This window comes from Geomonas sp. (genome assembly GCF_056994735.1).
This window is the reverse complement of sequence record NZ_JBXKJL010000316.1, coordinates 1-13,096: the sequence shown is the minus strand read 5'-3', so window position 1 is coordinate 13,096 and position 13,096 is coordinate 1. Positions and strand designations below refer to the sequence as shown.

Here is a 13,096-nt window from a genome sequence, read left to right as displayed (position 1 = left end):
GGTCAGACTCACTTCCCCCGCGGCTTCTGGTACGGTTCGAAGCGCCGGCCGCCGTAGGTGATGAACTTGCCGAAAAACTCCACGTAATGGAGACGCAGTGCGTGGATGGTGGGGGAGAATACCCCGAGAACGAGGTTTATCAGATGTAACAACCCCGCCGCCAAGGCGCCGAAAACGATATCGCCGGACAGTCCGGCAATCCGGTTGGCCACGTCAGCGATCAGCACCGACGCCAAGCCGATGGCCATGATCCTGGCGTACGAGATGATGTTGCCGATGTTTTTCAGCATCTCCAGGGGGGCCAGCAGGCCGCCGGTCAGGAGCATGATCGGGATGGCGATCAGGATGGCGAGATTGATGCTTCTCGTCACGGGGTGCGGCAAGGGGGCGAAGATCGACGCCGCAAGGAGAGCCAGGCATACGACGACCAGGACGTTCACCAGTTTGGAGAGCGCCTCCTTGATGGCCCTGCGCCTGAATGCCCCCCAAAAGCCAAGGAGCAGGCCGAGCGTCACATGGGCGACCCCGACCGAGACCGAGAAGATGAGCATCGGCATGACAGCCCGGCGCCGCTCGATGACGCGGGTCTTTTCCAGGAAGAGCCATGCCGGACCGAGAGCGCCGAAAAACTCGCCGTAGAGAAGACCGAAGATGATGGCATAGCAGGCGGAGACAAACAGGATCGCCGCCGCGTCGCGGAGGTCGCGCCGCCTGGACATTTTCCTGACGATCAGGGCGGCCACCAGGATGACCAGGCCGTAGCCGACATCGCCGAGAATCATGCCGAAGAAGATCGGGAAGAATATGCCGATAAAGGGCGTGGGATCGTAGGAGCTGTAAACGGGGAGCGGCAAGAGCCGCGTGAAGAGCTCGAAGTGGCAGAAGTAGGGAGAGTTTCTGATGGACACCGGCACCAGGTCCTCTTCCAGCACCTGTTTCTCCTCCAGCACCACCCGGCCGCCGAACTTTCCGTTCAGCAGTGCGCGCAGCTCTTCCGCTTCGGGCAAGGGAATCCAGCCGTGGATGAAGAAGCACATGGAGGTCTCATGGATGACGGTGGTGGTCCTGAGCAGGGAGAGCCGGTCATCGAGCCACTGCCGCACCCACTGGTAGGTGGGCGCCCAGCGCAGGGCGAACTGCTGGATGGCGCCGTCGACCCGGTCGAGGTCGACGGCGACCTGCGCCAGCCGCTGCCTCATCCGGCTGATTTTCTCGGGGAGCGGCAGGTCCCGGTACTTTGCGGGGAAGGAAAGCTCCGGAACCCGCTCGGCGTTCAGGACCTGCCGGACCTTGTCCGCCAACTCACGTGCCACGGTTATCAGGGCGATGCTGGTGCCGTCCGCCGAGCTCGTAGTGAAGATTTCAAATCTGTCGCCGGTCAACCTTGCCAGGAGCCGCATCAGCTGTTCCGTTGCCGCCGGGTCCCTGATAGTCACGCCTATGAAGTCGAGCTCCGTGTTTGCAGCCACCCCCTTGAGCAGGGGGGCTATCGCATCGAGAAACAGGGTCTGACGCTGCAACTCCTCCCGTTCCAGGCTGAGGGCGTCCCGATTCCGGCAGAGTTCCCGGCAAGTCGCTAAGTGCTTGTCGACCAGGGCGGCAATCGCGGCAACCGCGCTGCGGGGCTCAAGATAGCTTTGACGTGCCGGCTGTTGCGGCAGGATGGCTGCAAGCTCATCGATCTTTCTCCGCAGCTCCTCGAAGTAAAGACGCTCACCCAGGGTATCCTTGTCCAAAAGATGCGACCGGACTGCCTGCTCCTCTCCCCTGGCGATGAACCCCCGCAGGTCCGGTTCCACCTGAAACGCCCCCATCTCCCGGACCAACGCGAGGACCTCCAGGAGCACCTGCTTCGGCCCGATGATCTCAACCTTCGCCATCCGCACGATCATGATTTGACCCGATTGGTGCTGATCTTCGGTAAAGAGGAGGGTGTTGAAAGTCCCAAAGGGGGGACTTTTCGCAGGAGCCTGCATCGCAAAATCCCCCCCGGCCCCCCTTTGCTAAAGGGGGGAGATTTGAGTGCAACTGTACTGATGATTGAGGCTAATCGGCTGATTTGATACCCGGGACGATGTATGAAATCTCCCGCTTTATCAACTGCCGCAGGCTGGTGTCGTCGAGCCGGCCAAGTCTTTCCGCCTGCGCGCCAGCCGCCGCCAGGACGGCCGCGGCCCTCTCCTTAGCCTCTCCCCCCCCGGCAGCGAGCGCCATTTTAGCCACCTCCTGCAAGCGCGCCTCCTCCCGAGCCACTTCCTCCGCGCATTTCAGGCGTAGCTGCGCCAGGCGCTCGTCGGACTGCCGCTGCTCTGAGATGAGCTCCTCCTGGATCTCCCGTTCCACCTCTACAATGGCGCGCAGGATGTCACTTTCCATGCCGCTCCCTGTCTCCCCCGATACGAAGGCATCTGCCGGTCCGCGTCTGCGCACCCCTTGACAGGGCGGGGTGCCCCTTCTGCCCGTGTCAGCTGGAAAACCGCCACCGTCTCCATGACCGATCGACAGTCCTGGTACGGCACCCTGCCATGAAAAAGAGGTAGAGCCACCGGCAGGAATTTCACAGGATAGTATTTCTGTTCGTTGAAATTGTCATTAGATGGGCATAATGGATTCTAGCATTGGTATAACCATGGTCAACGGGTGGTAAACTTGATTTTCCCCTGTCCCTTTAACTCGGTCGCCAGATGAAGTGCCCTAGTTTTTGACTTACAGTCGGTGCCGGCTAATTGACAAAATGTGTTTGGGCTGTAGAACAGAAGTATCTGACCGGCCCGGTTGCCGCTGTTGCCGGTGCTTTTTCGTGAGGAGCCAAAAGGGTTTGCAGGCCGCTTGACTTAAGGGAGGAGCGGGCAATGGGTAAGAAAAACGGTGCAGAAGAGATCGGTAGCACGCAAGGGTGTCTCCCCCTGTCTGAAATACTTGAACTGAAGGGGATCTCTCGTCGGGACTTCATGAAATTCTGTACTGCCATGTGCGCCGCGTTGGCGCTTCCGGCCGCCTCGGCGCCGAGGATCGCCCAGGCCCTGGAGAACGTTGCGCGACCGACACTTGTCTGGTTGGAATTCCAGGACTGCGCCGGCAACACCGAGGCGCTTTTGCGGGCCTCGAATCCGACGGTTGCCGAATTGATCCTGGATGTCCTTTCCATCGATTACCATGAGACCATCATGGCCGCGGCAGGGCATCAGTCTGAAGAGGCGCTCGCCACGGTCGTGAAGGAGCAGAAGGGTAAATATATTGCGGTCGTCGAAGGGTCCATCCCTTTGAAAGACGATGGGGTCTACTGCTGCATCGGAGGCAGAAGTGCCCTTGAGATCGCCCGTGAAGTCTGCGGCAATGCGCTGGCCACCATTACCGTCGGCTCCTGCGCGGCTTTCGGCGGCATCCCGGCGGGCAATCCCAACCCGACCGGCGCGGTCGGGCTCAAGGACGCCGTACCTGGGGCTACGGTTATCAATCTCCCGGGGTGTCCGCTCAACCCGGACAACCTGACCGCCACCGTGGTTCATTACCTCACCTTCGGCAAGCTCCCCGCCACCGATAGTCTCGGCAGGCCGCTATTTGCCTATGGCAAGAGGATTCACGATGCCTGCGAACGCCGTCCCCATTTTGACGCCGGCCAGTACGTGGAGCAGTGGGGGGACAGCGCCCACCGCAGAGGGCATTGTCTGTACAAGATGGGGTGCAAGGGTCCGGAAACCTACAACAACTGCCCCACCCAGCGCTTCAATGAAAAGACCAGCTGGCCGGTCGGGTCCGGGCACGGTTGCGTCGGCTGTTCTCAGCCACTCTTCTGGAATACCATGACGCCATTCTACAGAAGGCTCCCAAACGTGCCGGGGTTCGGCGTGGAAGCGACCGCGGACAAGATCGGCGCCGGACTTGCCGTGGCGACGGCTGCGGCGTTCGCGGCTCACGGTGTGATCAGCGCTTTCCGGCCGGGTGAAAGTTCCGAAGGGGAAAGGAGGGGTGACAAAGATGCCGAAGATCGTAATAGACCCGATAACCAGGATTGAAGGCCATCTCCGGATCGAGGCCGCAGTGGAAGGGGGCCGGGTGTCGGATGCCTGGAGCAGTTCCACCATGTTCCGGGGAATCGAGACCATCCTCAAGGGGCGGGACCCGCGCGACGCGTGGGTCTTTACCCAGCGCTTCTGCGGGGTCTGCACCACGGTGCATGCCATTGCCTCCATACGCTGCGTAGAAAACGCCCTCAAGGTCAAGGTCCCACCCAATGCCGAGCTGATCAGAAACATCATCATCGGCATCCAGAATGTCCAGGACCACGTGATCCATTTCTACCATCTCCATGCCCTCGACTGGGTCGATATTACCCAGGCCCTGAAAGCGGACCCGACAAAAACAGCCGCCCTGGCAGCCTCCATCTCCGACTGGCCCCTCAATTCAGCTACCTATTTCAAAGGGGTGCAGGATAAGCTTAAGGCCTTTGTCGGCCGCGGGCGCCTTGGTCCGTTTGCCAATGCCTACTGGGGGCATCCGGCCTACAAGCTCCCTCCGGAGGCTGACCTGATGGCTACAGCCCACTACCTGGAGGCGCTGGAATGGCAAAAGGATATCATCCGGATCCACGCGGTTCTCGGGAGCAAGAACCCCCATCCCCAGACATTCCTGGTGGGCGGCATGGCCATCGCCATCGATCCCGATTCCCAGAGCGCCCTGAACGACGACAAGCTGAACGAGATCAGGCTGCTCTTGCGAAAAGCCCGAACTTTCGTGGAACAGGTCTACATCCCGGACCTGCTGGCGGTCGCCTCCTTCTACAAGGAGTGGGCCGGATATGGCGGCGGGGTCGGCAACTTCATGAGCTACGGGGAATATCCCCAGGACAGCAGCGGCAAGAATGAGATGCTTTGGATGCCGCCGGGGATCATCGTCAACAAGGACCTGTCGAAGATCTATCCGGTTGATCACAAGAAGATAACCGAGTATGTGGATCACTCCTGGTATGACTATTCGGCGGGGCAGGGGAAGGGGCTTCATCCGTGGGAAGGGGAGACGCAGCACAACTATACAGGTCCCAAACCTCCCTACCAGTTCCTGGACACCGAGCGGAAATACTCCTGGGTCAAGGCGCCGCGCTACCAGGACATGCCGATGGAGGTGGGACCCCTGGCGAGGATGCTGGTCGCCTACGCATCCGGGCAAAAGGATGTGCGGAATGCGGTGGACGGGGTGCTTGCCAAGCTGGGCGTCGGTCCCGAGGCGCTTTTTTCCACCTTGGGAAGGACAGCCGCGCGCGGCATCGAGACCCTGCTGATCGCCCGGCAACTCCCCGTCTGGCTCGATCGTCTGACTGCCAACATCGCCGGCGGGGACCTGGCCATCCATAACAACGAGCGGTGGGACCCGGCAAGCTGGCCAGCCGAGGCTCAAGGATACGGCTGGCACGAGGCACCCCGCGGCTCGCTTGGCCACTGGATAAGGATCAAGGACCAGAGGATCCTCAATTACCAGGCGGTCGTCCCGTCGACCTGGAACGCTTCTCCCCGTGACGCAAAGGGACTGCGCGGCCCATACGAGGCGGCCCTGGTGGGGACGCCGATAGCCGATCCCCAAAAGCCCCTGGAGATATTGCGCACCGTCCACTCCTTCGATCCTTGCCTGGCCTGCGCGGTGCACCTGCTGGACGCGGGCGGCAACGAGATGGTGCGGGTCAGGGTGTTGTAGGAGGGAAGCCATGGCAAATCATCTCCATGAAGAATACGTCTGGGAAGTACCGGTGCGGGCCACCCACTGGATAAATTTCCTCGCCATTATCGTGCTCTCGGTGACCGGCATCTATATCGGCTCCCCCAAGACCCTCGCCCTTAATCCCACCCAGTATGTGATGGGATGGGTGAGACTGGTCCACTTCGTAGCAGGTTACGCCTTCGCAGTCAGTTTTCTGGCACGCCTTTACTGGGCCTTCGTCGGAAACAGATACGCCGGCTGGCGGGAGTTCCTCCCCTTTCTCACCAGTGCGGGGCGTAGCAACATGAAGTGGATATTTCGTTACTACACCTTCAGGACCCGCAGGGTGCCTCACCCGGTGGGGCACAACGCCCTGGCCGGCGTCACCTACCTGCTGGTCTTCATCCTCTACCTGGTGCTGATCCTGACCGGCTTCGCCCTTTACGTCGAACATGCCCCCCAATCGCTTGGCCACCGGCTTATGGGGTGGCTGTTCCTCCTCTTCTCCAACCAGGGGATACGCCTGACCCATCATATGGCCATGTGGTTCCTGATCGCTTTTGCCATCCATCACGTCTACAGCGCCTGGCTCATGGACATCGAGGAGAAGGGGGGCGTCATGTCGAGCATCTTTGGCGGCTATAAACCGGTCAGGGGGAGGAGTAACCGTTGACCATACTGGTTTTGGGCATAGGCAATCTGATCATGTCCGATGATGGCATCGGGGTGAGGGTCGTGCAGCGGCTTCTGGAGAAATATCGCTTTCCGCCCGAGGTGACGGTCGTTGACGGCGGGACCCTGGGGCTTGACCTCCTGCCTATGCTGGACGGGGTGGAAAAGCTTCTGCTGGTGGATGCCGTGGAGACGGGCGCGGATTCCGGAACCATTGTCAGGATCAGCGGGCAGGAGATCCCCGTTGCCATGAAAACCGGGCTCTCCGCCCATCAGGCAGGGCTCCAGGACCTCCTCCTCTTAGCCGAACTGCAGGGGTGCCTGCCCCGGGAGATGGTTCTGTTGGGCGTACGGCCCGAAGAGATCGGTATCGGCCTGGAACTGTCGGCGCGAGTTGCGTCCCGTTTGGATCCACTCGTGGCAATGGCGCTGGGGGAACTGGAACAGTGGGGAGTAAAAGCCGAACCCGCACTTTGAGTCGTTCCTGGATTGGTTGCCTCGGCCAGGGGTGAACAGTCTGCGGTGCTGGTGGACTTTGTGTGCGGTAAAAACGCATGTAACGGTTTGATGAGGGAGGGGAGGGTAAGGAGGCACAGTCTTTAATTGTCTATGCTGAACGCCCGGCGAGGTCGCACTTCGGTGGCCCTCGCCGGGCCTGATTTTAAAAGGACTTGGACCAGAGCATGAGGAAGTTACTTCCCCGGGTGCTGTCTCTCAGGATCTTGGAATCATAGATGTACTCGATATGCAGTGTGGATTTGCCGAAGAACCCGCTGGTAAATCCGGTGGCCACCGCCTGGCCGTTCTCGGTCAGAAAGTGGCCATGGCCTCTGTCGATAAAGAGTTCCCTGCTGACATTGGCCAAGGTCCCCCGCAGATGGAAATAGAGGAGGGGAAAGATCTCGCGCCGGTATTCAAGGGAGTTGAAGACGTAACCGTAAACTGGAAACTGGTTGAACATGGCCCCGGGAAAAACCTGCCGGTCCAGGTCGTCGGCATCGGAACTTATCGGTGCGCCACCGACACGAAAGGTTGAAAAGCGGTCCAGGACGCCGTACGGAGCGAATCCTCCGTGGACGCTGGCTATCAGGCGATTCTTGTAGCTCAGATACGGAATCCCGGTTGCCACGACGACATAACTCGAGAGCTTGAGAAACTGCCGGGTCTCCGCTTCGGTGAATGGCACACCACCGTAGTTGGCATCGGACCAGTTGCTGCGTATCAGGTACTGGGCGTCCAGGCCTGCTGCTACTCCTCGATGGGGAAGCTCCAGGAGGTTTCGGCGCAGGCCGTCGTACCTTACCCTCAAAAGCGGTCCGTGCACCGTTGTGTCGGGTGGAAGTATCACCTCCGGTCCGGTATCGTGGACCCTTCTGGAGTACAGGTACCCCAACTGGTAGTAGAGTTGCACCCTCAGGTCGTTGTCGATCTGGAATGGGGATACCGGCAGCCGCCAGCCGGCCCCGAGGCCGCCGTTTACGGTACCCCACTTGATGGCCGTCCCGGCAACCTCCTCTCCCGCCTGATTTTCGGTGGTGGTAAAGGGATAGGTGCGGTTGTTGATGAATCCCAGCAGCTGGAATTGATCGCGGGTTTTTGAAACGCTCAATTCGTTCATGAAGATGCTGAAGATGCCACGCACGCGGATGTCATTGAAACGGTGCTTGTAGTAGAGGGCGCCTATCGGAGCGAAGGTATTTCCGGCAAGGTCGGGGGTGTAGATCAGGCCGCCTAAAACGAGTGACAGGGTGTTCTCGCGGTTGCGTGGCGGCATAAAGAACTTGCGCCCGAAGCACTCTATATCACACGGTTCTCCAGCGAGTGGGGCTCGGTCCTCGGAAAGATCTTCGGCATGTGCCGAACCGGCATGGGGGGCGTAGCACGCCAGATGAAAGGTGCAAAGAAAGGCTGCCAGAAAGTAAATGATTTGGCCATGTAGGTGTGTCATCATGATCGGCCTCTCGCTGTCACACGGCTTAGAATACCTAAGGCTCGTGTAATAGAATTATCTCTTCCTTCTTTCCGAAAACAACAGAATGTTTTGAAACATGCTCTTTCTTGATGCCGGGAATCTTCGCCTTTACGGCGACCGATCCTCCATCCTCAACGATGTCGACGGGCAGATAGTGTTCCCCCATCTCGCCAGTTCCGATTCGAGGGAACCACAGAGGAAAAACGGCTTGCTGAAGATCTCATAATGTCAAAGGGGGTAACCGTCAACTAGGACCCATCTTGAATCAGTGGCAGCTATTCGGTATGCTGCCTGGCGGCAAGCCAGTTGTCTGGAAGGAGTTTGTGGATCTGCTTGGCGGGGTGGCTCACGATGCGCCGCGTTCAATTATTATTGCAATTCAAAGCCCATGATATTAATATCCCTCGCATGCTAAACCGCAGTCTAATGCAAATATCAGCGGTTGTTGTCCTCTTTTTCCTTGTTTTTCTAGGCATGCGGCTTGGAGTTGTGGATCGCCTCACCACCCCCAAGCCCCGGCCGCGAGCTGTTCTCAACCCGGCGAAGTCTGTTTCCACTCCCGCAGTTTCGGCAAAATCGGATTTCGCTCCCGCCCCTGACCTCCTGCACCAGGGGGCGCATACCCAGCCTGACTTTCACCCTTATCAGATCGACATCTGCAAATCCCACTTTGCAAATCCTGCCGCATCTGGCGATACACGCCTTCCCAACGGGCGTTCGCCCCCCTCCTTCCTGATTGCCTGATTCCCGCTAATATTCTCGAGTTTAGATACTCGCCACTCCGGTCATGACGGTGAACGTTTCCCACATGGTGCCAAGACGTGAGCATTGCCCCGTCACGTTTGCAGGCCACCTTCTGCGCGCACCAGGGGTTATGAGGAGATTCCATGACATCGCTTTCGATCGTCATCCCTGTCTTCAATGCGGAAAAAACCATAGGCGATCTCTGCCGGGCGCTTCGGGCGCTGCTTCAGGCCGAGTACCGCCTCGAGATCGTGCTGGTAAACGACGGCAGCCGCGACGGAACCGATGCGGTTTGCCAGCAGCTCCAGGCTGAATCCCCCGAGTCGGTCAGCTACCTGCGACTGTCCCGCAATTTCGGCGAGCACAACGCGGTCATGGCCGGCCTGCACCAGGCGCGGGGGGAGTACGTGGTGATCATGGACGACGATTTCCAGAATCCCCCCGAGGAGGTTCCGAGGTTAATGGCTGAGATCCTGAAGGGGTACGACGTGGTGTACTGCCGGTACCCGAAAAAAAAGGACGCTTTCCTCCGCAACCTGGGGAGCTACCTGAATGGAAGCATGGCCAGGGTCATCCTGCAAAAGCCTGCCAATCTCTATCTTTCCAGCTTCAAGGCTCTGAACCGCTTTCTCGTCGACCAACTGATCACCTGCAAAACGCCCAAGCCTTATCTGGACGCCATCATTCTGCGCACAACCCGCGAAATCGGCACCATAGAGGTACGCCACGACCGACGCCTCACCGGCAGCTCCGGCTATACCTTCATGAAACTGGCGGAGCTCTGGGGCAACATGATCATCAATTACTCGCTCGTTCCCCTGCGCATCCTGGCCTTGATCGGTTTCTTCCTGACAATGCTGGGGTTGTATAGCGTGGGCGAGATGCTTCTCCGGGACCTGAGCCCCTTGCTGCAAGACCCCACCGCTTTCGAGGAGTTGACATCGGTCACCAGGTTCTTCAGGGGATTCCAGCTCCTCGCCACCGGCATCGTGGGGGAATACGTAGGGAGAATCTACCTGAAACTGAAACAGGAACCGCAGTTTATCGTCAGGTCGACGATGCCGGCACGACCGGCCACGGCCGCGACGGGAGAGGACGGTCATGGCGTCTAAGCTAAACTCGGCAGCAACGGCCGCCGCCATCGCCATCGCTCCAGGCGATATCCAGGCCGTGGCCGCCTCGCGCTCTAGCCAGGCGGCGCTCCACGACGACCCCTTCGTAGATGAATGGATCGGGTCCGCCCGGCTGAAGGCCTCACAAAAGACCATGCTGGTTCCGCTGGATGCCATGGACGGCTGGCAACAGGATGCCGGCACCGGCGATATCCGCCATCAGACGGGTCGATTCTTCAGCATGTTGGGGATCCGCTGCCGTCACCGGGTCGACCGGCGCGAGATCGAATGGGACCAGCCGATCATCGAACAGCCCGAGACCGGCATTCTCGGCATCCTGGCTAAACCGATCAACGGCATCCTGCATTTCTGCATGCAGGCCAAGGAGGAGCCGGGCAACATCGGCGCCGTGCAACTCTCGCCCACGGTACAGGCGACCTACAGCAACTACACCGGCGCCCATGGCGGAGCCATGCCGCTGTTCCTGGAACAGTTCGTGGGACTGCAAGCCGGACGCATCATATTCGCCCGCCTGCAGAGCGAGGACGGCGGCCGCTTTCTCTACAAGTCCAACCGGAACATGGTCGTGGCCGCGGGGGACGATTTCCCGGAGCAACTGCCGGAAGGCTTCATCTGGTTGACCCTGCGGCAGCTGTCCCAGCTGATCAGGCGGGAAAACCTGGTCAACGCCTGCACGCGCAGCATCCTTTCCAGCCTCGCCTTTCTCACCGGTTCCCACCTGGCGGGGCCCGGGCTGAGCGGTTCCCGGAAGCGCCCACCTGCCGATGACCGGCAAGGGATACGGGAGACGCTCCAGTGGCTGGACGACCGAAGGGCGGCCAACCACATGCTGGTTCGGCGCATAGGGCTAAACGACCTCGAGGAGTGGGAGATCGACGGCAAAGGCTTTTTCTCGCACCGGGAAAAGCGGTTCTTCAGAATCGTCGGCTTGCAGGCCTCCTCCGGCAGCAGGGAGGTGCGGAGCTGGTGTCAGCCGATCCTGGAGAATCCGGCCGCCGGGATCATAGGACTTTTGCTGAGGAGGAGCGCTGGCGGCATTGAGCTGCTGATGCAGAGCAAGGCCGAGGTCGGCAACCGCAATGCCGTGCAACTGGGCCCGACGGTCCAGTTCACCCAGGGAAATTACGAGGGGAGCAGGAAGCTGGTCAAACCCTTTTTGTACGAAGAGTTTCTGGAGCCGGCCCGCTTCCGCCCGGTGCACGAAAGCCGGCAGAGCGAAGAGGGGGCGCGCTTTTACCGCGAATGCCATCTGCACCGCGTCCTGATGTTGCCAGACGGCGCCGAACTGCCGCTCCCCGCAGACTACCGCTGGCTCCCTCTGGATCAGGTGCTTTTCCTGTTGCAACTTGGAGAGCAGGTCAATTCCTGCGCGCGGAGTATCCTGTCGTGCCTTCTGTAGCAAAGAGTTCGCTGCCGGGGGAAGTCCCACAAGGGTCCCTGGGCATCGGCGTGCTGGGGTGCGCCGACATCGCCCTGCGCAGATTCCTGCCGGCGCTGGCGGCAAGCGAAAGGGCGCGCCTGGTCGCCGTCGCCAGCAGGGACGGCCGCAAGGCTGCAGAGACGGCAGGGGGCTACGGCTGTGCAGCCATGGGTTGCGATGAGCTGCTGCAGTCGGAGCAGGTAGATCTTGTCTACCTCCCCCTGCCCAATCATCTCCACGAAGAGTGGTGCCTGGCAGCGCTCCGACAGGGGAAGCATGTCCTTTGCGAGAAGCCGCTGGCGCTCGATGCCGGTTCGGCGGGGCGTATCCTGGCGCAAGCCGAGGCGTGCGGTCGTCTGGTGTTCGAGAACATCATGTACCTCCAGCATCCCCAGCACGACCGGGTCAAGCAGATTATCGGCGCCGGCAATATCGGCGCCCTCACCGCCCTGAACTGCGTGTTCACCTTTCCCGGACCGGCACCCGGCGACTTCCGCCTGGACCCGCTGCAGGGTGGTGGCGCCTTTCACGACCTGAACCGCTATCCGCTGAGCGCGGCCAGCCATTTCCTAAGCGGCGCCATCGACGAGATTCTCCACTGCCAGGCGCTCTGGCGGGATCAGCTCATCTTCTCCATGGAGGCGGAAGCGCGCAGCACGGCGCAGGAGCGCTTCACCTTCCGCATCGCCTTCGGGCAGCCGTATCGCTGCTGCTACGAGATCGTCGGTACCCAGGGGTCGCTTCGCCTGGAGCGCGCCTTCACCTCCCCCGCCGGCGACCAGTGCCGTCTCGACATCTGCCGCAACGGCAGCGAGCAGAGCATGCCGATGCCGGCGGACGATCATTTCCGGCTCACCATCGATCACGTCGCCGCGCTCATTGCCGACGGCAGCGCCTTCGCCGCGCAGCACCAACAGTGGCGTTCCCTGGCGCTCACGGCCGACCGTTTCATGCACCTTGCGCACGCCCAAAAGAGGCCATCATGAACCGCTCAAAGACATCGGTACCCTACTGGAATTATCTGGACGATTACGGCGCCCGGCGCGATGAGTACCTGCGCATCTGCGATCAGGTGTTTTCCTCGGGGCGCCTGGTACTGGGGAGCCGACTGGCTGCGTTCGAGCGGAAATTCGCCCGGTTCTGCCGTGTGGGGCATGCGGTGGGGGTCGCCTCCGGCACGGATGCCCTGTTCCTGGCGCTGAAGGGGCTCGGTATCGGGAGCGGCGACCAGGTCGTCACCGTGGCCAACACGGCGGTTCCGACAGTGGCCGCCATCCGGGCGACGGGCGCCACGCCGGTATTCGCGGACGTAGAGGAAGATACCTTCCTGATGGACGTGACGCAGCTGGACGCCGTGCTGACCCGGCGCACGCGCTGCATCCTGCCGGTGCATCTGTTCGGGCAGATGGCGGACATGGGGCCGCTGCTGGAATTGGCCGGCCGCTACGGGCTCACCGTCGTGGA

At 60.6% G+C, this 13,096-nt stretch carries 12 protein-coding genes; 9 read left to right on the top strand and 3 right to left on the bottom strand.

Annotated elements, in window-relative coordinates; all coding sequences use genetic code 11:
• Positions 1–8: 8 nt before the first annotated feature.
• Positions 9–1,880 carry a V-type ATP synthase subunit I gene (locus tag AC11W3_RS13965; protein ID WP_484093179.1) on the bottom strand — a complete coding sequence of 624 codons (1,872 nt, stop codon included), beginning with the start codon at positions 1,878–1,880 and terminating at the stop codon, positions 9–11.
• A gap of 166 nt (positions 1,881–2,046) precedes the next feature.
• Positions 2,047–2,376: a hypothetical protein gene (locus AC11W3_RS13960; RefSeq protein ID WP_484092062.1), complete on the bottom strand. Its 330-nt coding sequence runs from the start codon at positions 2,374–2,376 to the stop codon at positions 2,047–2,049.
• Positions 2,377–2,852: 476 nt separating this feature from the next.
• Here AC11W3_RS13960 and AC11W3_RS13955 point away from each other — a divergent pair, with 476 nt between their 5' ends.
• Genes AC11W3_RS13955 through AC11W3_RS13940 form a run of 4 tightly spaced genes read left to right on the top strand, consistent with a single transcriptional unit; the run spans position 2,853 to position 6,840 of the window.
• Positions 2,853–4,016: a hydrogenase small subunit gene (locus AC11W3_RS13955; RefSeq protein ID WP_484092063.1), complete on the top strand. Its 1,164-nt coding sequence runs from the start codon at positions 2,853–2,855 to the stop codon at positions 4,014–4,016.
• Positions 3,979–5,688: a nickel-dependent hydrogenase large subunit gene (locus tag AC11W3_RS13950; RefSeq protein ID WP_484092064.1), complete on the top strand. Its 1,710-nt coding sequence runs from the start codon at positions 3,979–3,981 to the stop codon at positions 5,686–5,688. The genes AC11W3_RS13955 and AC11W3_RS13950 overlap by 38 nt, the downstream gene beginning before the upstream one ends.
• A gap of 10 nt (positions 5,689–5,698) precedes the next feature.
• Positions 5,699–6,364 (top strand): Ni/Fe-hydrogenase, b-type cytochrome subunit, encoded by a 666-nt coding sequence (cybH, locus tag AC11W3_RS13945; RefSeq protein ID WP_484092065.1) that lies wholly within the window; start codon positions 5,699–5,701, stop codon positions 6,362–6,364.
• Positions 6,361–6,840, top strand: a complete 480-nt coding sequence (locus AC11W3_RS13940; protein ID WP_484092066.1) for a HyaD/HybD family hydrogenase maturation endopeptidase — start codon at positions 6,361–6,363, stop codon at positions 6,838–6,840. The genes cybH and AC11W3_RS13940 overlap by 4 nt, the downstream gene beginning before the upstream one ends.
• A 184-nt stretch (positions 6,841–7,024) precedes the next feature.
• On the opposite strand, the gene AC11W3_RS13935 is transcribed toward AC11W3_RS13940, so the two are convergent.
• Positions 7,025–8,314, bottom strand: a complete 1,290-nt coding sequence (locus AC11W3_RS13935) for a hypothetical protein (RefSeq protein WP_484093178.1) — start codon at positions 8,312–8,314, stop codon at positions 7,025–7,027.
• Between the two features lie 372 nt (positions 8,315–8,686).
• Here AC11W3_RS13935 and AC11W3_RS13930 point away from each other — a divergent pair, with 372 nt between their 5' ends.
• The 5 genes from AC11W3_RS13930 to AC11W3_RS13910 all read left to right on the top strand — a co-directional run.
• Entirely contained in the window at positions 8,687–9,079 is a 393-nt protein-coding gene (locus tag AC11W3_RS13930) for a hypothetical protein (protein ID WP_484092068.1), read from the top strand.
• A 143-nt stretch (positions 9,080–9,222) separates the two neighbouring features.
• Positions 9,223–10,191 carry a glycosyltransferase family 2 protein gene (locus AC11W3_RS13925; protein WP_484092069.1) on the top strand — a complete coding sequence of 323 codons (969 nt, stop codon included), beginning with the start codon at positions 9,223–9,225 and terminating at the stop codon, positions 10,189–10,191.
• On the top strand, positions 10,181–11,611 hold the full coding sequence (locus AC11W3_RS13920) for an NDP-hexose 2,3-dehydratase family protein (protein ID WP_484093177.1): 1,431 nt from the start codon (positions 10,181–10,183) through the stop codon (positions 11,609–11,611). Before AC11W3_RS13925 ends, AC11W3_RS13920 begins: the two co-directional genes overlap by 11 nt.
• Positions 11,599–12,618, top strand: coding sequence for a Gfo/Idh/MocA family protein (locus AC11W3_RS13915; RefSeq protein ID WP_484092071.1), 1,020 nt, complete (start codon positions 11,599–11,601; stop codon positions 12,616–12,618). Before AC11W3_RS13920 ends, AC11W3_RS13915 begins: the two co-directional genes overlap by 13 nt.
• Positions 12,615–13,096, top strand: a 482-nt coding sequence (locus AC11W3_RS13910) for a DegT/DnrJ/EryC1/StrS family aminotransferase (protein WP_484093176.1), incomplete at its 3' end; no start/stop codon positions are given. The genes AC11W3_RS13915 and AC11W3_RS13910, both read left to right, overlap by 4 nt.

Excerpts from the sequence above, each read along its gene's own strand:
- AC11W3_RS13965 (WP_484093179.1), bottom strand. The coding sequence starts at position 1,880 with ATGGCGAAGGTTGAGATCATCGGGCCGAAGCAGGTGCTCCTGGAGGTC.
- AC11W3_RS13960 (WP_484092062.1), bottom strand. The coding sequence starts at position 2,376 with ATGGAAAGTGACATCCTGCGCGCCATTGTAGAGGTGGAACGGGAGATC.
- AC11W3_RS13955 (WP_484092063.1), top strand. The coding sequence starts at position 2,853 with ATGGGTAAGAAAAACGGTGCAGAAGAGATCGGTAGCACGCAAGGGTGT.
- AC11W3_RS13950 (WP_484092064.1), top strand. The coding sequence starts at position 3,979 with ATGCCGAAGATCGTAATAGACCCGATAACCAGGATTGAAGGCCATCTC.
- cybH (WP_484092065.1), top strand. The coding sequence starts at position 5,699 with ATGGCAAATCATCTCCATGAAGAATACGTCTGGGAAGTACCGGTGCGG.
- AC11W3_RS13935 (WP_484093178.1), bottom strand. The coding sequence starts at position 8,314 with ATGATGACACACCTACATGGCCAAATCATTTACTTTCTGGCAGCCTTT.
- AC11W3_RS13930 (WP_484092068.1), top strand. The coding sequence starts at position 8,687 with ATGCGCCGCGTTCAATTATTATTGCAATTCAAAGCCCATGATATTAAT.
- AC11W3_RS13925 (WP_484092069.1), top strand. The coding sequence starts at position 9,223 with ATGACATCGCTTTCGATCGTCATCCCTGTCTTCAATGCGGAAAAAACC.
- AC11W3_RS13920 (WP_484093177.1), top strand. The coding sequence starts at position 10,181 with ATGGCGTCTAAGCTAAACTCGGCAGCAACGGCCGCCGCCATCGCCATC.